General features: G+C 34.6%; 23 protein-coding genes. 17 read left to right on the top strand and 6 right to left on the bottom strand.

The window, feature by feature from the left end; translation table 11 throughout:
- Window positions 1–85 precede the first annotated feature (85 nt).
- Complete coding sequence (locus Q0893_RS13485) at window positions 86–556, bottom strand: hypothetical protein (RefSeq protein ID WP_299276489.1); 471 nt, start codon at window positions 554–556, stop codon at window positions 86–88.
- On the bottom strand, window positions 553–1,437 hold the full coding sequence (locus Q0893_RS13480) for a hypothetical protein (protein ID WP_299276486.1): 885 nt from the start codon (window positions 1,435–1,437) through the stop codon (window positions 553–555). Before Q0893_RS13480 ends, Q0893_RS13485 begins: the two co-directional genes overlap by 4 nt.
- Before the next feature lie 132 nt (window positions 1,438–1,569).
- On the opposite strand from Q0893_RS13480, the gene Q0893_RS13475 reads away from it, so the two are divergent.
- Complete coding sequence (locus tag Q0893_RS13475; protein ID WP_299276483.1) at window positions 1,570–2,439, top strand: DUF4349 domain-containing protein; 870 nt, start codon at window positions 1,570–1,572, stop codon at window positions 2,437–2,439.
- 11 nt (window positions 2,440–2,450) lie between these two features.
- Here the strand turns inward: Q0893_RS13475 and Q0893_RS13470 are convergent, their stop codons facing one another.
- Window positions 2,451–2,849 (bottom strand): hypothetical protein, encoded by a 399-nt coding sequence (locus tag Q0893_RS13470; protein WP_299276480.1) that lies wholly within the window; start codon window positions 2,847–2,849, stop codon window positions 2,451–2,453.
- Between the two features lie 174 nt (window positions 2,850–3,023).
- On the opposite strand from Q0893_RS13470, the gene Q0893_RS13465 reads away from it, so the two are divergent.
- The 10 genes from Q0893_RS13465 to Q0893_RS13420 all read left to right on the top strand — a co-directional run bounded on the left by Q0893_RS13465 (window position 3,024) and on the right by Q0893_RS13420 (window position 15,048).
- Window positions 3,024–4,664 carry a CTP synthase gene (locus tag Q0893_RS13465; RefSeq protein ID WP_298903133.1) on the top strand — a complete coding sequence of 547 codons (1,641 nt, stop codon included), beginning with the start codon at window positions 3,024–3,026 and terminating at the stop codon, window positions 4,662–4,664.
- Window positions 4,665–4,733: 69 nt separating this feature from the next.
- Window positions 4,734–6,644, top strand: a complete 1,911-nt coding sequence (gene yidC, locus Q0893_RS13460) for a membrane protein insertase YidC (RefSeq protein WP_298903134.1) — start codon at window positions 4,734–4,736, stop codon at window positions 6,642–6,644.
- A gap of 134 nt (window positions 6,645–6,778) precedes the next feature.
- On the top strand, window positions 6,779–7,477 hold the full coding sequence (locus tag Q0893_RS13455) for a toxin-antitoxin system YwqK family antitoxin (RefSeq protein WP_298903135.1): 699 nt from the start codon (window positions 6,779–6,781) through the stop codon (window positions 7,475–7,477).
- A 78-nt stretch (window positions 7,478–7,555) separates the two neighbouring features.
- Window positions 7,556–8,743, top strand: coding sequence for a tRNA 2-thiouridine(34) synthase MnmA (gene mnmA, locus Q0893_RS13450; protein WP_299276474.1), 1,188 nt, complete (start codon window positions 7,556–7,558; stop codon window positions 8,741–8,743).
- A 71-nt stretch (window positions 8,744–8,814) separates the two neighbouring features.
- Window positions 8,815–10,431 carry a S8/S53 family peptidase gene (locus Q0893_RS13445; protein WP_298903139.1) on the top strand — a complete coding sequence of 539 codons (1,617 nt, stop codon included), beginning with the start codon at window positions 8,815–8,817 and terminating at the stop codon, window positions 10,429–10,431.
- Complete coding sequence (locus Q0893_RS13440) at window positions 10,432–11,379, top strand: nitronate monooxygenase (RefSeq protein WP_298903140.1); 948 nt, start codon at window positions 10,432–10,434, stop codon at window positions 11,377–11,379. It abuts the gene before it with no gap.
- Window positions 11,380–11,426: 47 nt separating this feature from the next.
- Complete coding sequence (locus Q0893_RS13435) at window positions 11,427–12,530, top strand: ATP-grasp domain-containing protein (RefSeq protein WP_299276469.1); 1,104 nt, start codon at window positions 11,427–11,429, stop codon at window positions 12,528–12,530.
- Window positions 12,531–12,854: 324 nt separating this feature from the next.
- Window positions 12,855–14,237 carry an MATE family efflux transporter gene (locus tag Q0893_RS13430; protein WP_298903144.1) on the top strand — a complete coding sequence of 461 codons (1,383 nt, stop codon included), beginning with the start codon at window positions 12,855–12,857 and terminating at the stop codon, window positions 14,235–14,237.
- Between the two features lie 8 nt (window positions 14,238–14,245).
- Window positions 14,246–14,473 carry a hypothetical protein gene (locus tag Q0893_RS13425; RefSeq protein ID WP_298903145.1) on the top strand — a complete coding sequence of 76 codons (228 nt, stop codon included), beginning with the start codon at window positions 14,246–14,248 and terminating at the stop codon, window positions 14,471–14,473.
- Window positions 14,473–15,048, top strand: a complete 576-nt coding sequence (locus Q0893_RS13420) for a phosphatase PAP2 family protein (RefSeq protein ID WP_298903147.1) — start codon at window positions 14,473–14,475, stop codon at window positions 15,046–15,048. Before Q0893_RS13425 ends, Q0893_RS13420 begins: the two co-directional genes overlap by 1 nt.
- On the opposite strand, the gene Q0893_RS13415 is transcribed toward Q0893_RS13420, so the two are convergent.
- Entirely contained in the window at window positions 15,045–15,761 is a 717-nt protein-coding gene (locus Q0893_RS13415; RefSeq protein WP_299276463.1) for a glycosyltransferase, read from the bottom strand. The genes Q0893_RS13420 and Q0893_RS13415 overlap by 4 nt on opposite strands.
- Before the next feature lie 99 nt (window positions 15,762–15,860).
- On the opposite strand from Q0893_RS13415, the gene Q0893_RS13410 reads away from it, so the two are divergent.
- A complete protein-coding gene (locus tag Q0893_RS13410) occupies window positions 15,861–16,802 on the top strand; it encodes an NAD(P)-dependent oxidoreductase (protein WP_299276460.1) in 942 nt (313 codons plus the stop codon).
- Between the two features lie 176 nt (window positions 16,803–16,978).
- Entirely contained in the window at window positions 16,979–19,174 is a 2,196-nt protein-coding gene (locus tag Q0893_RS13405) for a S8 family serine peptidase (protein ID WP_299276457.1), read from the top strand.
- 76 nt (window positions 19,175–19,250) lie between these two features.
- Here the strand turns inward: Q0893_RS13405 and meaB are convergent, their stop codons facing one another.
- On the bottom strand, window positions 19,251–20,333 hold the full coding sequence (meaB, locus tag Q0893_RS13400) for a methylmalonyl Co-A mutase-associated GTPase MeaB (RefSeq protein ID WP_299276453.1): 1,083 nt from the start codon (window positions 20,331–20,333) through the stop codon (window positions 19,251–19,253).
- Between the two features lie 4 nt (window positions 20,334–20,337).
- Window positions 20,338–20,910: a DUF2911 domain-containing protein gene (locus Q0893_RS13395; protein WP_298903153.1), complete on the bottom strand. Its 573-nt coding sequence runs from the start codon at window positions 20,908–20,910 to the stop codon at window positions 20,338–20,340.
- A 175-nt stretch (window positions 20,911–21,085) separates the two neighbouring features.
- Here Q0893_RS13395 and Q0893_RS13390 point away from each other — a divergent pair, with 175 nt between their 5' ends.
- The 4 genes from Q0893_RS13390 (at window position 21,086) to Q0893_RS13375 (ending at window position 24,663) form a co-directional block, all read left to right on the top strand.
- Complete coding sequence (locus tag Q0893_RS13390) at window positions 21,086–21,643, top strand: RNA polymerase sigma factor (protein ID WP_298903155.1); 558 nt, start codon at window positions 21,086–21,088, stop codon at window positions 21,641–21,643.
- Complete coding sequence (locus Q0893_RS13385; RefSeq protein WP_299276447.1) at window positions 21,627–22,211, top strand: hypothetical protein; 585 nt, start codon at window positions 21,627–21,629, stop codon at window positions 22,209–22,211. The genes Q0893_RS13390 and Q0893_RS13385 overlap by 17 nt, the downstream gene beginning before the upstream one ends.
- A gap of 68 nt (window positions 22,212–22,279) precedes the next feature.
- Window positions 22,280–23,881, top strand: a complete 1,602-nt coding sequence (locus tag Q0893_RS13380; protein ID WP_298903157.1) for a hypothetical protein — start codon at window positions 22,280–22,282, stop codon at window positions 23,879–23,881.
- Window positions 23,882–23,973: 92 nt separating this feature from the next.
- Window positions 23,974–24,663 (top strand): peptidoglycan DD-metalloendopeptidase family protein, encoded by a 690-nt coding sequence (locus Q0893_RS13375; RefSeq protein WP_299276444.1) that lies wholly within the window; start codon window positions 23,974–23,976, stop codon window positions 24,661–24,663.
- Window positions 24,664–24,710 lie beyond the last annotated feature (47 nt).

Raw genomic sequence — 24,710 nt, 5'->3', positions numbered from 1 at the left:
CGTACCGTTTTGTATAAAACTAAATATAAAACACGAATGATATGGTACTAAATGAGTAAACCCAATGTTTCAACGAGTAAATGCCTTATTTGAACTTTAAAAATTTAATTTTTTTGGAAGTGAAGGTCTCTTCATTTAAGTTTACATCCTTACGTGTGATTTCGGCTAAAATAGAATCTTTATACGTTTCAGAATAAACATTAATTGTATAACCCAAAACAACATGCGTAACAGAATCGGAAATTGGTTTTGGGTCTCCAAGTTGTTTGATATTAGATATCCCAAATCCTAAAGGGTAGGTTAAACTATCTGTAGTATAGCTTTTTAATTGCGCATCAATATCGTCTTTAAACTCAGGATACGCTTGTTTTAACTCCATAAGATCTATAAACTCTTCAAATTTTTTGATGCTAAACGACTCAGAAGTTGTTGTCTTTTCAAAGTCTTCTTCCAAAACAGACATAGATTCAGTGTTAAAATTGTCACTTTTCATCTCCTGATTATGTCTGCAAGACACCAAACTTATGATGAGTACTATGTAAAAAAAGTTCTTCATTGCACAGTAAATTTAAGCGTTATAATTTGATTGTCTTGATAGCTTTGATCTAAAACTCTAATTTTTTTAAGTGCTTGGGTAGGTATAGTTAGTAGTCTCACAAAGTCCTCTTTGTTCAAGATTTCTACACCAGCGTTATTATCATAAAGCCTATAAATTTGAGCATCATTATGAAATAATTTTGATAATTTTTGCTTGTGCGTAGTCCAGTCTTTTATGTTTCCGTCGGTATAGTATTTCAGAATAAGAGCATAATCATCACTATCTAATCTTACAAATGAGTTTTTATGAGTATTAATAGATCGCACAATAGTATCTGTTTTGTGATACGGAGACGATACTACAAAGCGTATTTTATCGTCATTCGTTTTATATGTAAAACAGCCAAGACTATCCGTTTTAAAGTATAAAGGTGATTCGTTGTCTTGTAGTACTTTAATATCTATAGGTACGTCTTTAAGTATTTTACTTGTCATATTATCAAGAAAACAAAAAGTAAAGGTGTTCTTAGAGTTCATTGTTACCAAAAACACTATAGCTATTGGAATAAAAATTATAAGCCATAGGAATGATTTTTTTTTAATTGGTTCTTCTGAAATAGGAGCAGATTTAAAAGCATTCCAATGTTCAAAACCAATATAACCGCTTAATAGATTAAGCATGTCAATTCTTGGAAGCTTTTGCGCGTCGTGTTTGAAATAGGAGTAAAACCATTTTTCACTGACTTTCGCATTGACTTCAGAAAACAGATCCTCTTGAAACAATGCAATGTCATCACCATTCCAATCTTTAACATTAGACGAAGCACTATGGTTTTCTAAAAATTTAGAAATCACAGCCTTCTTTAGAGCATCAAAATGATATGTGTCATTAGAATTCAAATTATTGTAATTATCTGTTTTTAAGGTAATTGTAAATTAATTTTTAATTTACAATAGGTTTACAAGGGCTTTACAAAAGTTAGATATTTTGGTAACCTAGATTTGTTTCATAATCATTAAAAATATAAAATTATGAATGCAATCTTAGAGAAAACGACAATTAAATTTTTGGTTATTATGGTATTACTGATATCACTAATGGCCTGTTCTGAAAATAGGACTTATAAAGAAAGTTTAGCCATTCCATCAGCAGACATTGATGAGAGTTATGAAGGTGTAAGACAAACTGATGACTACGCTTTGAAATCTGAAGTAGGCATGAATCAGGTACCTGAAGATCTAAAAATTATTAAATCCGCAAGCGCACGATATAAAGTTAAAAGTGTCAAAACTACAACGCGAAAAATTAAGCGTATTGCTCAAAAATATGGTGCTTATATTTCCGATTTACGTTTTGAAAATAACCTATATCAAAAAGAAAATAGATTTACAATTAAAATCCCACAGCAACATTTCGATGTTATGATGGATTCTATTGGTCTTATGGTTGATTTTGTTGAATATGAAAATATTACCACAAAAGATGTTACTGAAGAGTACATAGACATTCAAACCCGACTCAAAACTAAAATGGAAGTTAAAACACGATATGAATCAATACTTCGCGAAAATGCCATAACAATTGAAGATATTCTTGCTACAGAGGATAAACTTCGTATTATCCAAGAAGAAATAGAATCGGCACAAGGACGCTTAAAGTACCTAACTAATAAAGTGTCTTATAGTACAATCCAAATTGATTTGTATGAAACTGTAGCATACAAAGAGGAACCTGAGAGTTATTCAAAAACGTTTTTGGCAAAAGGAAAAGAAGGTTTAAGTAGCGGTTGGAATATTATAGAGACCCTTATTTTAGGTTTAATCTATATATGGCCATTAACCCTTATTGGTATGGTGCTAGTTGTTGTGTTTAGAAAGAAATTTAGAAAAAGAGAGGTTTAATAATCTAAATATTAATCACAAATTTTAGTGTGTTCAATCCAAGGGTCGACAATGAGGTATTCTTTAGTATTCATTTTTGCCTTTTTCGGCTCTGGAAACACCAAGTAAAAGGAACCTTGCTTTTTGATATATCTAAATTTTATTTGTGTGCAGTACGTGCCTTTACCGTGGTTTAGAAGCATAGAAATGACATCATCTTTTACGGCGATGTCTTTTACAGATTCAACAAGAAATGCGTTTGTTTTAACATCTGAAGGAAAGTTCTTTAGACTGTACTTGTCTAGGTCGTTAAAGGCAATCATATCGTCGACAATGCTTTGAATCCAAGTATCGAGATTAGGATCTTGTTTAATTTGAAAACTTGAAGTAATAATCAAAAGGATAGTGATAAATGATTTCATTGGTTGCATAGACTCAAGTTTAGTTATGGCTTAAGATCGTTTAATTTTTTTAGAAATGCAACTTCCTAAATGACGCATATGTGATTCATAATCAGTGATTTTCGCTGTTAATAATTAAACCCAATAACTATGCGGCAATAACTATTTAAATTTCGTAAATTTGCCTGCGTTTAACAGCGCAACATGACAACTACTACAAAATACATCTTTGTAACGGGAGGCGTAACCTCTTCTTTAGGGAAAGGTATTATCGCCGCATCCTTGGCAAAGCTTCTACAAGCCCAAGGGTATAGAACCACGATACAAAAACTAGATCCTTACATTAACGTAGATCCAGGAACATTGAATCCTTACGAGCATGGTGAATGCTATGTTACTGATGATGGTGCCGAAACCGATTTGGATCTTGGGCACTATGAACGTTTTTTAAACGTACCAACGAGTCAGTCTAATAATGTCACCACAGGTCGTATTTATCAAAGTGTTATTGAAAAGGAACGTCGTGGTGAATTTTTAGGAAAAACAGTACAGGTTATTCCACATATTACAGATGAGATTAAACACCGTGTCCAAATTCTTGGAAAGTCAGGTGATTACGACATTGTGATTACAGAAATAGGAGGAACCGTTGGTGATATTGAGTCTTTGCCTTATGTTGAAGCTGTACGTCAGTTGAAATGGGAACTTGGAGAAAACAACGCAATTGTAATTCATTTAACTCTAATACCTTATTTATCTGCCGCAGGAGAATTAAAAACAAAGCCAACGCAACACAGTGTCAAAACGTTAATGGAAAGTGGTGTCATGGCAGATGTACTTGTATGTCGTACAGAGCATGAATTACCTGAAGATTTACGTCAGAAATTAGCAAAATTTTGTAATGTACGCCCTGAAGCTGTCATTCAATCTATTGATGCATCAACTATTTATGATGTGCCAAATTTGATGTTGGATGAAGGTTTGGATAAAGTTGTGCTTAAGAAATTAGCACTCGATAACTCGCACGCAGATTTGACGCAATGGAACCAATTTTTAACGCGTCACAAAAACCCCAAAGGAGAAGTTACCATTGGGCTCATAGGTAAGTATGTAGAGCTCCAAGATTCATATAAGTCTATATTAGAAGCCTTTATTCATGCTGGAGCCGAAAATGAAGTAAAAGTCAAGATCGAATCTATACATTCAGAATATTTAACTTCAGACAATGCTGCTCAACAACTCAAACATTTACACGGAGTTCTCGTTGCCCCAGGTTTTGGAGAACGAGGTATTGAGGGAAAGATAGATGCCGTACGCTATGTACGTGAAAATAATATTCCATTTTTGGGAATTTGTCTAGGAATGCAAATGGCAGTAATTGAATACTCAAGAAATGTACTTGGGTTAAAAGACGCCAATTCTACGGAGATGAATGCATCTACAGCAAATCCTGTAATTGATTTGATGGAATCACAAAAAACAATTACAGATAAAGGTGGGACAATGCGTTTAGGTGCTTGGGATTGTGAATTACTTGATGGAAGTATTTCAAAAGAAGTATATCAAACGAATGCCATTAAGGAGCGACATAGACATCGTTATGAATTTAACAATGATTATAAACAGCAAATTGAGACAGCAGGAATGAAAGCCACAGGTTTAAACCCAGAAACAGGTTTGGTGGAAATTATAGAAATCCCTGACCATAACTGGTTTGTTGGAGTACAATACCACCCAGAATATAAAAGTACAGTTGCCAATCCTCACCCACTGTTTGTGGCTTTTGTAAAAGCAGCTTTAAATTTCAAAACAAACAATAATAGTGTCAGTATGGCACAAAACTAATATTGGATAGCTTTTTGATATTGAAAAAGCGTCCTCTCCTTAACCAATCGGAGAAACTAAATTATACTCATGGAAGAAAAAAAATTTGATCTCAATTCAATTGTAGGATTTGTTCTTATCTTCGGAATATTACTCTACATGATGTGGCAACAAAAACCCACACCAGAAGAAATAGCAGAGCAAGAAAAGCAAGCACAAATTGAAGCTGATAAAAAGGCCGAAACGGAAAAAGTAGATGACACTACTAAGGTTACTAAAGCTGAAGATTTTTCGGCAATAACACCAGGTGATTCTACTAGATTGGCAGATTTAAAAAATAAGTTAGGCGCTTTCGCTTATGCATCAACCTTACCAACGGCAAAAGACTCTTACACTACTGTAAATACAGATGTACTCGATTTAAAGTTTAGTAATAAAGGAGGTTTCCTTTCTGAAGTCGTTCTAAAGAAATTTGTCGATTATGATTCTGTCCCAATTGCGTTGATTCAAGACGGAAATTCTGCATTTAATATCACATTCCCTACATCAGATAACAGAATTTTAAATACTAAAGAACAATATTTCGAACCTACTGTGACCAAAAATGGTGAAAACACGGTAGTCTCAATGAAATTTAAGGCATCTCCAACACAGTATTTAGAGTATCGTTATGAAATGAAACCAGATAACTATATGATTGATTTTTCAATTCTATCTGAAGGATTGAGTACAGTTATTAATAGTTCTGAAGAAATCGATTTAGACTGGTCGTTGAAAGCATTTCGCCATGACCAGAGTATCACTTATGAAAATCGTTACACGCGTCTTACATACATGTATGATGGTGACAAAATTGATAAGTTAGGACAAGTAGGTGATGACGAGGAGTTGGTAAACGATGTTAGATGGTTGTCGTACAGACAACACTTCTTTAGTTCAATTCTTGTTGCCGATAAGCCTTTCAAAAGCGCTACCCTCGAAACCAAAGATTTGGTACAAGAAGAAGAGGTAGACACTGTGTTTACAAAAGCGTTTTCTTCTAAATTACCGTTGACATTTACTAATGGTGATGCCGATAATAACTTTCAATTATACTTTGGACCAACAGATAGCAAGGTGCTTAAGCAATATGATTATGATCTAGATGAGAGTATCCCGTTTGGATGGGGGATTTTTGGATGGATTAATAAAGGGATTTTTATACCATTATTTGCATTCTTAAGTGGCTTCTTGCCTTATGGTATTGCTATCATTGTAATGACTGTATTAATTAAATTGATGATGTCATTTGTACAATACAAGCAGTTCTTATCTCAAGCAAAAATGAAGGTTTTAAAACCAGAGTTAGATGCTATTAGAGCGAAGTATAAGGATAATAAAATGAAAGCTCAGCAAGAAACAATGGCACTTCAAAATAAAGCAGGAGCGAGCCCATTAGCAGGATGTTTGCCTGGTTTAATACAGTTGCCTGTGTTCTATGCCTTGTTTATGTTTTTTCCTACAGCTTTTGATTTACGTCAGAAGAGTTTCCTTTGGGCAGATGATTTATCATCTTATGATGTCATTGCTAAATTACCTTTCAATATTCCATTTTATGGAGATCACGTGAGTTTGTTTCCTATTTTAGCGGCCATTGCTATTTTCTTTTATATGAAGATGACAACTGGTCAACAAATGGCATCTCAACCAACGCAAGAAGGTATGCCAGATATGAGTAAAATGATGAAGTATATGATATATTTCTCGCCAATATTAATGTTGGTATTCTTTAATCAGTATGCCTCTGGTTTAAGTTTGTATTATTTCATTTCTAATTTAATTAGTATCGGAATTATGTTAGTGATTAAAAACTACATCCTTGATGAAAATAAAATTCATGCTCAAATCCAGGTCAACAAGTCAAAACCTAAAAAACAAAATAAATTTCAGAAAAAAATGGCTGAAATGATGGAGCAGGCTGAGCAGCAAAAACAAGTTCAACAAAAAAGAAAAAAGAAATAATTTCTTTGGAGTTTTAATATAAAAAAGGCTGTCATCATATTTTGGCAGCTTTTTTGTAAGATAACATTTAGAAATTATAGACGTTATAATTTTGTTTAATAGCTGTTGAAGCATTATTTAAATTAAATATTCAAATGAAGACATATATTTCTGTACTTTTTTTAGTTTTTACGACCTCACTTTTTGCTCAAATTATAAATCAATACGATAATAACGGAAAGAGGCATGGGGTTTGGAAAAAGTACTTTGATAAGACCAAAGAGCTGCGTTATGAAGGACAGTTTAATCATGGCAAAGAGGTAGGCCTTTTTAAATTTTATACACTAAACAAAGGAAAAAGTGTGTTGAGTGCTACTAAAGAATTTAATGATGCCAATAATACATCTGTTGTTAAATTTATGTCCTCCAAGGGCAAACTCATTAGCGAAGGTCAAATGGATGGAAAACTTTATATCGGTCAATGGACTTTTTACCATAATAAATCCAATGGAGTTATGTCAACAGAACTTTACAATGATAAAGGTGAACTTCATGGTGAAAAACTTGTTTATTACCCTAACGGAAAGGTCGCCGAACGCTCTAACTATGCTGATGGTAAACTTAACGGGAAATCAACATGGTATACAGAAAAAGGAAATGTGCTCAAAGTATTTGAATACAAAAATGATGAACTTAATGGTTTGTCTAAATATTACGATAATGACGGTAATATCAAAGCAGAAGGTGTTTATAAAGATGGATTGAAACATGGAGTTTGGAAGTATTACGAAGCTGGAAAACTTGTAAAAAGTAAAGACCATACCAAACGCAGTAAGAACCCTAATAGACAATAGCTAAACCCAATACATAACATAGTTAATTATAATAGCAACAGATAACATGTTGCTATTTTTATTTCTTAATTTTGCAAAATGAAAAGAGTAATAGTAGGACTTTCTGGTGGTGTAGATTCTAGCGTTGCGGCGTATTTGTTAAAGGAGCAAGGTTATGAGGTTATTGGTCTGTTTATGAAAAATTGGCACGATGATTCCGTGACTATTTCAGATGAATGCCCTTGGTTAGATGATAGTAATGACGCTATGTTGGTGGCTGATAAACTTGGTATACCCTTTCAAACGATAGATTTGAGCGAGCAATATAAAGAACGCATCGTTGATTATATGTTTGATGAATATCAAAAAGGTAGAACCCCAAACCCTGATGTACTTTGTAATCGAGAGATTAAGTTTGACGTCTTCATGAAAATTGCACTAGAACTTGGAGCAGATTATGTAGCAACTGGCCACTATTGTCGTAAGGGAACTATAAAAAAGGATGGTGAAGACATCTATCAGTTATTAGCAGGTGTTGACAACAATAAAGACCAGTCTTATTTTTTGTGTCAGTTATCACAAGAACAACTGTCAAAAGCCTTATTTCCTATTGGTGAATTAACAAAACCTCAGGTTAGAGATATTGCTACAAAACTTGATTTAGTAACAGCAAATAAGAAGGATTCACAAGGGTTGTGTTTCATAGGAAAAGTGAGATTGCCAGAGTTTCTTCAGCAAAAATTAAAGCCTAAAGAAGGTGTTATTGTTGAAATTCCGAAGGAAAAAGAAATCTATACATCTGTAAACCCTGTTTTTGATTCGAAAGAAAAAGAACTTCTTTATCTGACAAAAAAGATAGATTATGCCATAACAGACGGAACAGTTGTTGGCAAGCATCAAGGCGCGCATTATTTTACAAAAGGTCAGCGTAAAGGCTTAGCTGTTGGTGGTACTGTAGAACCTTTGTTTGTTATAGAAACAGATGTTGAGGAAAATGTGATCTATACTGGTCAAGGGAAACATCATCCTGGGTTATATAAAAGAGCCTTGTTTGTAAGTAATGATGAACTGCATTGGGTTAGAGAGGATTTAGCCTTAGGTGTAGATCAAAGCATGGAAGTCAGGGCGCGAATTAGATATCGCCAAGCCTTAGAGAAAGCAACGCTACATAAAGTGGATAACGGACTTTTTGTAGAGTTTGAAAATGCACAATCTGCAATCACAGAAGGGCAATTCGTTGCATGGTATCTTGAGGACGAATTAGTAGGTTCGGGAGTAATTTCTTAAATTGCAATAAAGAAATCTTAATAATTACTGTTTAAAAACGACTATGTTTTTAAATCGAAATATCTAGTGCTATGAAAAGAATCCTACTTATTTGCATACTCCTATTTCAATATAACGCAATTGCACAAGATGATATTCAGGATGCATGGGTGTTTTTTAATGCTAAACAGAACGTTCAGGCGTCAATAGACAACCCTATCTCCATATTGTCTCAACAGGCCATAAATCGAAAAAGTGCACATGGTATTGCTATTGACGAACGCGACGTTCCTGTTAATGAATCTTATATTACCATGCTAAAGGCGCCAGAAACAGGTGTTACAGTTTTTGCAAAGTCAAAATGGTTTAATGCTGTCTATGTTCGCGGTACAGAAAATGATATTAATGCTTTAGTTGCTAATTTTGATTTTGTATCGTCTGTTGATTTTGCAGATGAAAGTTTAAATAGCTTGTCTAGAGTTGGTGCAACGTCGAATAAATTTTTAATTGAGAACGAAACAGTGGTTTTTAATTATGGAGATACTCAAAATCAGGTGGAAATGATTCATGCGAATGAACTTCATCTTGATGATTATACAGGAGAAGGTATAATTGTAGCGGTGTTAGATTCTGGTTTTCCTAATGTAAATACGATGAGCGCTTTTCAACGCATGAGAGATAATGGTGATTTACTGGGAGGTTATGATTTTGTAGATCGAAATGATGATGTTTTTGCATTTGCAGGTAATGACCATGGCGTAAGGGTTTTAAGCGTGATGACTGGTTTTGTTGAAGATCAGTTTGTTGGAACAGGACCAGATGCGTCATACTATTTATTTAGAACTGAAGATGTAGCAAGCGAAACTCCTGTTGAAGAAGCATACTGGATTGAGGCTGCAGAACGTTCTGATAGTTTAGGTGTTCATATTATAAATAGTTCTTTAGGTTATAAAACCTATCAAAATGCTAACTATTCGCATGCCAATGAAGATTTAGATGGCAATACAACTTATGTAACAAGAGGTGCTAATATTGCCAATGAAAAAGGAATATTAGTGGTAACATCTTCAGGGAATTCTGGTGCGAGCGGTGTTGGAGCTCCGGCAGATGCCATAGGAGCTTTAAGTATTGGAGCTGTCGATGCCGATGGAAACTATGCCGCTTTTAGCTCGCAAGGCAGTGCTATTCAACCAACACAAAAACCAGATGTTGCAGCTCAAGGAGCAGGAACTTTTGTGATTAATGATGCCAATACAATTATAAATAATAATGGTACTTCATTTAGTTCGCCATTAACAGCGGGAGGCATTGCATCATTATGGCAAGCTTTACCAGATGCTTCTCATGAAGATATTAAACAGTATGTACGAATGTCTGCATCTCAATTTGATATGCCAGATTATTTATTAGGTTTCGGAATCCCAGACCTTCAGTTAGCATTAGATATAGGCTTGTCGTTGCAAGAAGAAGATTTTTTTGAATTTAAGGTATTTCCAAATCCGGCGTCAGATGTTTTAACAATTCAAATTCCTTCTGGAAATGAAAATACAATACTTCGGATATATGATATCCTTGGAAAACAGGTACTAGAGAAACAAATGTCAGAATCATCAAGCCCATTGGATGTATCATCAATGTCCTCTGGCGTATATATGATGTTGTTCGAGTCTGGAAACGCATCGAAAACTGTAAAACTTATAAAATCTTAAATGGCAAATAAAATTACTGAACTCTTCAATATTAAATACCCAATTATTCAAGCAGGAATGATTTGGAATAGTGGTTGGAGATTGGCTTCTGCTGCAAGCAATGCTGGTGCTTTAGGTTTAATTGGAGCTGGCTCTATGTATCCAGATGTGTTACGTGAACATATTAAAAAGTGCCAAGATGCTACTAATAAACCTTTTGGCGTAAATGTTCCAATGTTATATCCTAACATTGAGGAAATTATGAATATTATAGTTGAAGAAGGCGTAAAGATTGTATTTACATCTGCTGGAAACCCCAAAACATGGACCAGTTGGCTTAAAGAAAAAGGCATCACTGTAGTTCATGTGGTGAGTAGTGTAAAATTTGCATTAAAGGCACAAGAGGCTGGTGTAGATGCTGTGGTAGCAGAAGGATTTGAAGCTGGTGGACATAATGGGCGAGAAGAAACGACGACCTTAACTTTAATTCCTATGGTGAAAGAACAATTAAAAATTCCTTTAATTGCTGCTGGCGGTATTGCTAATGGAGAAACTATGTTGGCCGTTATGATACTTGGGGCAGATGCTGTTCAAGTTGGAAGTCGATTTGTGGCTAGTACTGAATCATCTGCACACCAGGCGTTTAAGGATGTCGTTGTTAATGCCAAAGAAGGCGATACTCAATTAACTTTAAAAGAATTGGCTCCTGTTAGACTCATAAAAAATAAATTTTTCAATGAAGTACAGGAACTGTACAAAAAAGGCCCAAGCATTGAAGAATTAAAATCTCTTTTAGGTCGGGCACGAGCGAAACGTGGTATGTTTGAAGGTGATTTAGAAGATGGCGAATTGGAAATTGGCCAAATTGCTGGATTGATACATGATGTAAAGCCAACGGCTCAGATTGTTGCCGATATGGTGGCCGAATTTGAAAAGGCGAGAAGTGCCGTGTCTAACTTAGCACTATAAAAAAATAGTATCTTTGACATACTATTAATAATGACCCTTATTAATTAATGAGTTCCAGATTAAACGTTTTAATACCAGATGGAGACAGTACATGGGCTCTATCTGTATTGCAGTGCTTATCTCATATTGAGGACTATAAATTGTTCGTGTTGTCTAATGAAAAACGAACGGCTACAAAATACTCGAAATACACAGCTTATTATAAATTTTATGAGAGATCTAATGAAGCGTCGTGGTTAGATATTATTAATTCGGAGGTTGAAACCAATTCAATTTCCGTAATACTACCGATTGCTGAGGCAGAAGTTCTATTTTTTATATCTAATAGAAGTAAGATATCTAGGACGGCAAAGGTAATACCCTTGCCAAAACTCAGAGATTTTGAGACAGCTATTAATAAGTACAAATTAAGCGAATTTTGCAAAGCGCATAACATTTCGCATCCTAGGTCGTTTTTAATTGCTTCTGAAAAAGAAAAGCAAGATGTATTATCTAAGATCCATTTTCCAATTTTAATAAAGCCCTTGAGCCAGAAAGGAGGTGATGGTATCGAGAAAGTGCAAACGATTTCTGAAATTCCAGAACGATTAGAACACATTAAATCACCAGCTTTTGTGCAAGAGTACATTGAGGGATACGATATAGATTGCAGTGTGTTATGTCAAGATGGGGAGGTTTTAACCTATACTGTTCAAAAAGGAAATTTGCCAGGACATAATGAGTTTGCTCCTCAGTTGGGCTTTGATTTTTTACAAAATGAGGAAGTGATTAATATTGCTAAGGAGGTAATGTCATTACTTAATTGGTTTGGAGTTGCACATCTAGATATGAGATTCGATAAGGCGACCAATAGTTATTGTCTTATTGAAATTAACGCACGTTTTTGGGGAAGTATAGACGGCTCTCGACATGCAGGCGTAAACTTTCCTCATCTCGCAATTCAATGTGCCTTAAAGCAACCTGTGATGGTTCATGCCTTTAATAATTTGCCCTATATGCGCCTAAAAGGTGTACTGAAATATTTAAAGCGTAACCCTTTGTTTCTGTTTAAGAGAAAATTTCTTCTAGAACAAACAGAGACAAAATCATTTTTAAAAGATCCGTTACCTACAATGTACAAATTTAGAGAATGGTTGGGAAGACAATTCTAGATAAGTCTTTAAATAACAAAAAGAGGACGAATCCTCTTTTTGCATGAAACGTTTTTTAACAAATAAATTTTTAAATCCCTCTAAAATAATAGCTAAAAAAGTTTCTACCCCAAATACCTAACCTACTACAATAAGATATTTGTCAGGAATAAAAATAGGTGTTTATGCTAATTATCAATGCTATTTTCTAGTCAACTTATTAACAATTTAAGTTTATAACTTTTTAAAAATCAAACAATTGAATTTTTGTGGACCTAAAAACATTGTTGCTTAGAGTTTACACAATGCAAATACATTAACTTTGGCGTTTCAAAACATATTTACTTGGTTTTATCTCAATACACAAAAGAATTTAATTACAACTTCAAGTTAGCTGCACCTGTTATTTTAGGGATGTTGGGACATACATTTGTTAGTTTTATTGACAACATAATGGTCGGGCAACTGGGAACCGCTGAATTAGCGGCTGTTTCGCTTGGAAACAGTTTTATGTTCATTGCAATGTCTATTGGAATTGGTTTTTCAACAGCTATAACGCCATTAGTGGCAGAAGCCGATGCTGCCAATAACTTTTCAGAAGGAAAATCTTCATTTAAGCATGGTCTGTTTCTGTGTACTGTTCTTGGTATAGCCCTTTTTTTATCAGTATTTGTTGCCAAACCATTGTTGTATTTTATGAAACAACCCGTTGAGGTTGTAGAATTGGCACTTCCTTATTTGAATTTAGTGGCGTTTTCGTTAATTCCTTTAATCATTTTTCAAGCGTTTAAGCAATTTAGCGATGGATTGTCAATGACTAGATATCCCATGTATGCCACTATCATAGCTAACATTGTAAACGTTATTCTAAATTACCTACTCATTTTTGGAAAATTTGGTTTCCCAGAATTAGGAATAGTTGGAGCGGCATACGGTACTTTGGCGTCTAGATTTATTATGGTGGTTTATCTTTGGTGGCTACTAACTAAAAAAGAAAAATCTAAAGCCTTTGTCACTCAAATTAAGTTTTTTGTTCTCGATAAATTAATGCTTCGGAAATTAATAAATTTAGGGTTGCCAAGTGCCATGCAGATGTTTTTTGAAGTGGCAATTTTTACCGCTGCAATTTGGTTAAGCGGACTTTTAGGTAAAAACCCGCAAGCGGCTAATCAAATTGCACTTAACTTATCTTCTATGACCTTTATGGTTGCAATGGGATTGAGTGTAGCTTCAATGATTAGAGTTGGAAATCAGAAAGGACTACATAAGTATTTTGAATTACGACGAATAGCCTTCTCTATTTTCTTACTCGCTATCTTATTAGCAGTGTGTTTTGGGGCAATATTCTTTTTATTCCATGACCAACTACCAAAATTATATGTTGATTTTGATGATGGTAAGAATTTAGTGGATAATACAGAGGTGGTATCAATTGCAGCCAAATTAATGATTGCGGCAGCAATATTTCAGATAAGCGATAGTATTCAAGTGGTTGTTTTAGGAGCTTTAAGAGGATTACAAGATGTGAAAATACCAACAATTATTACGTTCATTTCATATTGGATGGTAGGTTTCCCAATTAGCTATTTTCTAGGGAAAGAAGAAGCCTATGGCAGCTTTGGAATTTGGTTAGGTTTACTGGCTGGTTTAACAACGGCTGCAATATTATTATTTATTAGATTTAATTATCTTACGAAAACCTTAATTTTGTCAAATACAAACGATTAAAGTACAGCATGGAATTACCAAAATTCATATTAGGCGATAATACAGACTACCCAAATGCCATATACGTGATTCATACAGAGTTTCCTCGATTTATTATCAATCTAGAAGATGATGATGTGGAATGGTTTGAAGAGTTTGATGAACAAGACCAACGAGAAATTGAAAGTGAAGCTGAAAATTTAATCCAAGCTGCAACAGATTTTTATGATAGGGAAGTAGCACGATACGACGAGTAATGATTGAAGAGTTATTAGAATTAGATAGAGAACTCTTAATATACCTAAACAACCTTGGGTCTCAAACTTGGGATGGGCTATGGTTGGTGATTACTAATAAACTTACATTTATTCCTTTATATGCCTTACTATTATTTTTAATTTATAAGAAATTTGGCTTAAAGTACGTATTGCCGATGCTATTTATTATAGCAGCTATGATTACGTTTACAGATCAAATAACAAATGTTTTTAAAGATGGTTTTATGAGAGCCCGACCATGTAGAGCTGAAGGTGTTATGGAATATATTCGTTTTATAGCAGAACGTTGCGGGAAATATGGATTCTTTTCAGGTCATTCATCTAATTCAATGGCTGCGGCAGTATTTGGAGGTCTAGTATTAAGACCTTACTATAAAAACCTTATTTTTATTCTTGTTTTTTGGAGTTTTATTGTAGCCTATAGCCGCATTTACGTTGGTGTACACTATCCTTTAGATATAGTTTGCGGAATGCTATTTGGCGCTATTTCAGGATTCTTGTTTTATAAACTAAATCATTTTATTCAAGCACGATTTAATTCTAAACCATCTTAAAAGTTTTTCTTTTCAATAGTGTAATGTATTGCTCTTCTTTTCATCCATAGATAGGCAAAACAATCTATTAAAGGAGATACTAGTCGTTGTCGTAAGCCAAACTTTGAGTATCCAGCTGTCCTTGGGAAATGATTAACGGGGACTTGTTTTATAGTGCCATTTTGAAGTAAAATAAGGGCAGGAAGAAAACGATGTAATCCTTTAAACATAGGAATATTCTTAGCGTAGGAAGTTTTAATAATTTTTAGGGGACAACCTGTGTCTAGCATGCCGTCATTGGTAAACAATCGTCTAATTCTATTAGCTATTTTGGACGACCATCTTTTAATGATACCATCTTTTCTATTTACTCTAATACCCGTAACCAATTCATGATTTTTAACATGCTCTAGAAGCAAATTAAAGTCCTTAGGCGAGGTTTGAAGATCGGCATCAATATATCCAACCAGAGAACTGTTTACGTTATCAAATCCTGCTTTTAAAGCAGCACTTAAACCTTTGTTCTCCGAGAAAAGTATATAATTAAATGCCGTATGTTTTTGACATATGCTTTCAATCAGTTCTTGACTAGTATCTGTAGAGCAATCGTTTATAAAAAGAACCTTTGCGTCTACAATGCTCTGTTTTAAAAACTCTAAGAGTTCAATTTCTAGACGGACAATATTGTCTTCTTCATTATAAACAGGGACTAATATGGTAAGAGTATCTTCCATGCGTGAAAAGTTAGTCCTACAAAAATATTCTTTTTAATCTGCTTATGGTTGATTTGGTTTGATTTAAAAATTGTTATTTTGTGACTTCAAAGCGTATACATGAAAATACTCGTTACAGGAGCTGTTGGTTTTATTGGTTCGCATGCGGCGGAACGTTTACAAAGTCTTGGACATGATGTCATTGGCCTAGATAATTTTAGTGATTACTATAGTTTGGAGTTAAAGCATTTAAATGCTAAAGCCCTAACTGCAAAAGGTGTTACTATTTTAAAAAAGGATTTACGTGATGATAATTTACAAGATGTTTTGCCAAAAGATATCGACTACATTTTTCATTTTGCTGCACAACCAGGGATTTCACAATCATCGAGCTTTCAAGATTATTTTAGTAATAATATTTTGGCAACAAAACAATTGATTGATTTTGCCGAAACCTGCTCTAATTTAAAGTTATTTGTAAATATTGGTACTTCATCCATTTATGGTTTAGAAGCGATATGTAGCGAAGATCATGCTCCTAAACCAGCTTCGCATTACGGTGTTACAAAGCTTGCGTCCGAACAATTAGTACTTCAAAAAAGTAGAGAACAAAAACTACCAGCGTGTTCATTACGTTTATATTCTGTTATTGGACCTCGTGAACGCCCAGAAAAGATGTATGCCAAATTGATAGCCTCAGGATTACAGAACGAAGCATTTCCATTATTTGAAGGAAGTGATAAGCACTTAAGAAGTTTTACCTACGTCGATGATATTGTCGATGGCGTTATAAGTGTTATAGGCAACGAGGCTAAAGTAGAAGGGGAAGTTATTAATCTTGGAACCGAGATTGAACATACAACCCAAGAAGGTATAGAAGCAGTAGAGTCTGTTCTGGGAAAACCTATAAAGCTCGATATAAAACCTAAACGACCGGGTGACCAATCGAGAACAAAAGCTAATATAGACAAGGCTAAACGTCTTTTAAATTATAATCCTCAAACAACTTTATTAGAGTCTGTACAACAACAAGTGCAGTGGTATAAAGAAAATTTTTACTAATTCATTAGAACTGAATAAGTGGTTTTTCTATTCGTAACAGGAAAAACCCCTTTGAATTTCAGATTAATACTTTTTAAATTTTAGTGTAGTAACTGTATGTAAATCAGTATTTTGCATTGATGATAACTCGTGCTCTTATATGATATTTGTGACGTAATTTTAAACATCCAAATATTATGAAAAAACGAGTAAAAAATGAGTCAGAGTTTGAGTTTTACGATAAACTGACTAAGAAAAAAAGAAGTTTTAAGGCCAACAGAGACCAAATGGTCGTTAGTCTTAATGCAAGTGAAATGGATAGCCTTGATGTTCTGGACGACAAAACAGAAAACTTATTAAGGTCTAGTAAATCAGTTAATATGGAAATGGGTTTCGCTATCGTTGAAGCCGGAGATTCTGATGCTGATAGTGATGCAATGGACAGAGATAGTTTGTTAGAAAGTGATTATGCTGCGAACTCTCTACCTTCAATGATTGATGAAGAAGGTAATCTGCACTATTTTATGCCAGATGAATTTACAGTTCAGTTTGATGAAGACGTTTCTGAAATTAAAGCAAAAAGTATCATTAAAAGCTTTAAATGCGAGATTATTAAGAAACAAAGAACTAAAGGGTATTATACCTTAAGTGTTCCAAAGGATAAGGGCTTATTTGAAACCATTTCGGCCTTTAACAAACATAAAGATGTTTTGTTTTCTGAAGCCTCTGAAATAGGACTCAATGATGAGCTGTATGTTCCAAATGACACCGATTTCTCAAAACTATGGGGACTTAGAAATATTGGTCAGACCGTTGACGGGGTTACAGGAACAAATGATGCAGATATTGACGCAACATTGGCATGGAATTACGAACGAGGAAGACGAAATGTTATTGTAGCAGTTATTGATACAGGTGTAGACTACAATCACCCAGATTTAAAGAATAATATATTAGCTCAAGGCTCAGAAGATTGGAATTTTGCCTCATCTACATCTAAAGACCCTTTTGATGGAGGAACACATGGAACACATGTTGCAGGAACTGCTGCAGGAGTAGACAATCAAATTGGTATTATTGGTGTAGCTCCAAAATGTTCTATAATGCCACTAAGGGTTAATCTTACATCTGGTATGAACAGTAATAGAGCCGATGCTATCAATTATGTTACAGATCAAGCCAGAGCAAATAGCAAGAATAGATACGTTATTAATTGTAGTTGGAGAATGAGTGGACACCACTCTGGTGTATATATGGCGATTAGAAGGGCCGTAAGAAATAATGTTGTTGTTGTATTTGCTGCTGGAAACGCAGGAAATGATATCAATGTAACACCACAATATCCTGCAGTATATACAGAAGTTATTGCTGTAGCAGCAACAGATCAAAAAGACAGAAAAGCTAGTTTTTCAAACTATGGGAAGAAAGTAGATGTTAGTGCACCAGGTGTAAATATTTATTCAACAGTTCCTGGAAGCAACTATTCATTTAAAAATGGAACATCTATGGCTGCGCCTCATGTAGCGGGATTAGCAGCGCTTATCTGGTCTAAAAATATGACTCTTACAGATAATCAGGTGCGTAAAATTATTGAAAAAACAACCGATAATATCGATGCTAAAAACCCTGGATTTGTTGGGAAATTAGGTACAGGTAGAATAAACGCATTCAAAGCCTTAAGAGCAACACCGTATAATGTAACGAGAAAGCTAATAAAGACATTTAGTTTTCCTCAAAACAATAGAGGTTCAAGCACAGGATTAACTTATGCAAGAAGAATCCAAACACATCCAATTCCTTGGTTTCCAAAGCGATCGGCATTATTGTTCGTAACACAAAAAGCGGGTAGTGAAAAAATTTACTATTTAAACCCAATAACTGGAAGTGTTATGAAAGCTGTTGATCCTCCTGCTAATGACACCTTAGGATCATTAACTTGGGATGGGTCATTTATTTATGGAGCCAATGTAACAACGGGTGCAGGAAAAATAAATAAGTTCACATCATTTAGTGGTAGCGCTGCTGGAAGTATAAATGTACCAGCAGGTAGAGGAGAAGGTCTTGTTGCCGTTGGATCATATTTTTACTATTCTACGATTAGCAGAATATATAAAATTAGAAAGTCTAATGGGCAAGTTGTACATTCATTTCCTGCTCCTGGAGGCGCATGTCACTCTATAGCTTATGGTGATGGGTTTTTATTCTTCGGAAATACAAACAACGGAAAAGTAACTATACTTAAATTAAGTAATCTATCATTTGTAGATTCCTTTATTGTACCAGGAACAGCTCCAAGACGTGTAGATGGGTTAGCCTATAATCCGTATGCGAACTTATTATATGTTGCTAATCAGAAAAAGAATAAAATTAGCGTATTAAAGATTAGTTTTTAATATCTGGAATAGTTTTAAATGCTATTAATCGGGAAAACGGCGAGAGAAATCTTGCTGTTTTCTTTGTTATAAACTCTTAGTCTTTTTTTAGTTGTAATAAAAAATCGGCAGCTACAAATGGTGTTGTTTTTCCATCTTCGATAAGTTGCAACTGAGACTGAAGGGCTTCTTTAATTTTTGGCTGGTTGAAAAAATCAGATTTAAGCCGTTCTTCTATGGTTTGCAATAACCAAAACTTATTCTGCTCTGTTCTATTATTTTCAAAAAAGTGATTCGATTTTGTATGTGCAATATAGCGCGATATTAAGGACCATAAGTCTGCAATCCCTTCACGTTTTAAAGCGCTACAAAGTGTCACTTTGGGTTGCCATTCTGAAGATTTTTGTGGGTACAAATGTAGAGCTCTTGCAAACTCTACCTTGGCTAATTTGGCTGCTTTTAAATTTTCTCCATCTGCTTTGTTTATCGCAATCGCATCTGCCATTTCTATGATACCACGTTTAATACCTTGCAACTCATCTCCAGCTCCAGCAATTTTCAATAATAAAAAAAAGTCTACCATACTATGAACGGCAGTTTCACTTTGACCAACTCCAACCGTTTCAATAATGACACTATCAAATCCAGCAGCTTCACATAATATTATAGTTTCACGTGTTTTACGGGCTACACCTCCCAATGATGTTCCAGAAGGTGAAGGTCTAATAAAAGCATTATCATTCTTTACCAAATCTTCCATACGAGTTTTGTCCCCTAAAATGCTCCCTTTACTTAAACTGCTACTTGGATCTACGGCAAGAACTGCTACTTTTTTTCCAACAGAGGTAAGGTGCATACCTAGGGCTTCAATAAAGGTGCTTTTTCCAACACCTGGAACTCCTGTAATTCCAACACGAACAGAGTTATTTGCATGAGGTAAGCATAGTTTTATAATGGCATTTGCCTTTTCTAAATGTTTAGGATTAGAACTTTCTATTAAGGTAATAGCTCTGCTTAAGGCTGTAATATTTCCGTTTAATATTTCAGAAACTAAGTCTTTAGCACTGGGTTGGGAACGTCTTTTCTTTTGAATGGTTTTAATAGAAGATGTATTAGTGATGTCAGATTGAGAAACACCTTCTTTTTCATGTAACGCAGACGATTTAGATTTTTTTGACAACGCTTTATTTTTTGTCGTTTAATACTCTTAAAGGTACTGCTATTTTTGTATTATCCCAAGCCATTGTGAGTTTGAGGTTGTCTGTTGAATTGTCAAATGCAATCGTAAATTGCTCAACAGTTGTATTTATTTTTTCAACAGGAACGTCAATTTCGAGGCGATCGTAATTAGGATCCCACATAGGTTGCATTTCTTCGTCAACACCCCAAGGATATTGTTTGGTATTAAAAATCACATTCCATGCAGAATCTTTTGGAACCGTCCAAAGTGTATATTTTCCTTTTGGTAAATAAATACCTTTTATCATTAGATCCTTATTTGTTTCAAAGGTAGTGGCTTCGTTAGCCCCTGTTCGCCATACGCGATTATAAGGAACTAGAGCTCCAAAAACATCTCGACCTTTTTTAGAAGGTCTATTGTAGAACACTTCTAGTTTTAAGTCATTTAGTCTAAATTCGACTGTATCCTTTGGGCTCAAACGCTTTGAAAAAATATCTCCTACAAAATAAGAGTATAAAAAAAGAGCAACTGCAATAATAGACAGTATAACAAGGAGGCGTTTTAAAAACGTATTCATAGCAAAACTGGATTGAAACTTTTCGGTTTTAAAGATAATTGAAATTGAAGTGTTATATAACTAGTTAACGTAAAATTGTATAAATTTCTTATTAATTTTAAAAAAAGCTATAAATTTTGCAACACTCACTTTTTTGTATCGTCTTTAAAGTGAACTCAACCAAACCAAAAGAGATTTGAATACATTTCAAGTTGACATCATTGAGCAATGCAAGCAGAACAATAGAGCTGCGCAATTAAAACTATACAATCAGTATTGTGATGGCATGTATACTGTTGCCATGCGATTTGTAAAGGATTCTATGGAAGCTGAAGATATCGTACAAGAAGCCTTTATTAAAGCATTTGCAAAATTGAATCAGTATAAAGCTGAAGTGACTTTTGGAGCTTGGTTAAAACGTATCGTTGTTAACAAGAGTATTGACTGTTTGAAATCCAAGAAGCAACATTTGCAAGAATTGGATGAGGTGCACCTAAAAGTAGTAGACTCGAGTTATGAAAACGAATGGTTAGTAGATGATACAATGACTTTAGATGAGATCAAAGGAGCCATCCAAAAGTTACCAGATAAATATCGCTATGTTGTGATGTTGTATTTGGTGGAAGGCTATGATCATCAGGAGATTTCTGAAATATTAAACATCTCAGAAATAGCCTCAAGAACACAACTATCTAGGGGAAAATCGAAATTAAAAGAACTTTTAACACCTATTAAAAATGGCACAAGATCTTAGAAACTTATTTGAAGAAGAGCAAAAACAATCGCAATTAAAAATGAGCGAAGGTCACGAAGCACGTTTTCTTAAAAAATTAGATGAAGCATTACCAGTAGAAGCATCGATCAAAAAACGTTTCAGTATGCTGCAAATTGCAGCGAGTATTGTAGTTCTAATTGGATTAGCCTTTGCTGCTTATAAGTTTGTCGAACAGCCAAAATCGGTAAATAATGAAGTCGTACAAAACAATGACGATTCATCCGATGAACAACTTAAATCTTTAGGTGATATTTCACCAGATTTAAAAAAGGTTGAAGATTATTATTTGGCTAACATTAGTTTAGAATTATCTAAAGTAAAGCAAACGCCAGAAAACAAGGAACTGTTTGATGGTTATGTAGTGAGACTTGCCGAGTTAAATCAGGAATATAAACGTTTGTCGGTAGAGCTTACCGAAAACGGTCCAAACGAATTAACGGTAAGTGCTTTAATAGATAATTTAAAGTTACGTCTTAATTTATTGTATCGATTAAAAGAACAATTAAATGATTTAAATACTTCAGAAGAAGTGGTAAATCACGGATAAATCAAATACGCTGAAATACCAATCACAGATGTACATGGACGTCGTATTTCAGAATAAAAAACAAAACGATGAAAACAAAATTTAAAATACTAGGACTCCTGCTTTTCTGTTTCACAATAAGTGTTTCAGCGCAGCAAAAGTTATCAAAAGTGTCAAAGAAAATTGATGTTGCTAAGGACGTAACAATCGATTTAAACACTAGCTATGTACAAATAGAAATTGATACATGGAATAAAAACACCTTAGAAGTAGAAGCCTATATTGAAGGTGAAAAACTGTCTAAAGAAGAATTACAAGAAGCATTAAAAGATTGGAATCTTAAAGTAGAAGGCTCTGGAGACCGAGTAAAAATTTCATCAGATGGGTCTCATGGTTCATGGGAAGGGCTTGGCGATTTAGAAATTGGGCTAGAGTCTTTAAAAGCACTTGAGGTTCTGGAAGTTTTGGGAGATTTAAACTTAGGTGATTTACCAGAAATGCCAGTTATGCCAGATTTACCAGAGATGCCAGAGATTGCGCGTGTAGAAATCCTTGAAATGCCAGAGATGCCAGAATTACCAGAGTTACCAGAAGGCATCAGTAATATAAGTTTTGATTCTGAGGCTTATAAAAAAGATGGTGAAGCGTATTTAGAAAAATGGAGCAAAGATTATCCTGCAAAAGATCGTGAGAAAATGAAGGCTTGGGGAAGAGAAATGGCTAAAGTTGACTTTTCTAAGTTTGAAATGCGTATGGAAGAATGGGGAGAGAAATTTGGAAAAAAGTTTGGAGAGGATTACGCTAAAAAGATGGAAAAATGGGGAGAAGAATTTGAAAAGAAATTTGACGAAAAATGGGCTAAAGAAATGGAAGTTTGGGGAGAGAAGTATGGCAAGGAAATGGAGAAGCGCGGTAAAGAATTAGAAAAGCGTATGGCGAAGAGAGAAAAGGAAATGGATAAGCGCAGAGAGCAACTTGAAGAACGTTTAGAAAAGCGTATGGAAGTGCGTGAAGAAGCTCGAGAAAAACGTGAAGAGGCTCATGAAAAGCGAAGAGAAGCTCATGAAAAACGTCGCGAAAATTTAGAAAGACGTTTGGAGTTAAGAAGCCATAAGGTAAAAAGAACGATTAAAATTAAAATGCCTAAAGGTGCTAAGTTGAATATGAATGTAAGACATGGTGAATTAAAAATGTCTTCAGTAATTTACAACCTAAAAGCAGATATATCACACGCTACATTAGTAGCAAATCACATTGATGGAAGCGAGACTTCCATCAGTGTGTCTTATTCTCCTGTACAAGTGTCGACTTGGAGCAATGGTGAACTTAACTTAAATTATGTTGAAGATGCACACTTAAATACCGTTGGGATTTTAAGACTTAATAGTAATTCGTCTGATATGTATATTAATGACTTAACTGGAAATGCTATTATTGATGGAAGTTTTGGAGATTTGTCTATATCAAATATTACCGATACATTTACGAATCTTAATGTTGTTTTAGAAAATAGTGATGCTACTATCAAATTACCAAAATCAGACTATAGCGTCTATTTTAAAGGTAATCGCTCGCGATTAAATAATGAAATGACGACTCAAAAAACCATAGAGAATTATCCAAGTGGGAATCGTGGCGGAAAGCAGATTGTGTTAAATGCAAAATTTAGCGATATTGTTTTGAAGCAGTAATTATAACAAATGGTTCCGGGACAGTGGGAACAGTAAAAATTAACTGTCGGAAATCGTCTTCATTTATGTATTTTTGAGAAAAAATCATGCGCATGTCTTCCAAAGCGTTTTCTCAAATTCTAGCACATTTAAATCAGCAATCTCTTTACGTTTTAGACCCATCGCTATCGAAATCGGACTACGTAAAATTAGACTTGTCAATTCATAACAAGGCTTTAGAACAGGTTGATGTATCCACTTCGGAAACCCTAGAGACTTATGTAAATAATCATATTAAAACTCATAATGCCAAAGTGGCTTATGGTGGCTATCTAGAAACTCGAAACATTTATAAACGCAGTACTTATTTTAATGACACAAACCCTGAAGCCGAACGCAATATTCATTTAGGGCTTGATCTTTGGATAGCTGCCGAGACACCAATTTATGCGCCTTTAGATGGTGAAGTACATAGCTTTAAGAATAACACCAATTTTGGAGATTATGGCCCTACAATACTTTTAAAGCATTATGTAGATGATATAGTGTTTTATACACTGTATGGGCATTTAAGCATAGCATCTATTCAAAATTTGAGGGTAGGACAAAGCATTGAACAAGGCCAACAAATTGCTACTTTAGGAGACGCTAGTGTTAATGGTGATTATCCGCCGCATTTACATTTTCAAATCATTAATGACCTTCAAGATTATAAAGGCGATTATCCTGGTGTATGCGCTATGTTGGATTTGGAATTTTATAGTGAGAATTGTTGGGATCCTAATTTGTTGTTGGGGCTATAGTAATCCATATAATTAGTTCAAGACAAAAACCCAATAGCAATGCCATT

It is taken from the genome of uncultured Psychroserpens sp. (assembly GCF_947494225.1).
In the GTDB taxonomy this organism is placed as follows: domain Bacteria; phylum Bacteroidota; class Bacteroidia; order Flavobacteriales; family Flavobacteriaceae; genus Psychroserpens.
Note: the sequence above shows the minus strand (reverse complement) of the source record. Positions and strands in the feature narration are given on the sequence as shown.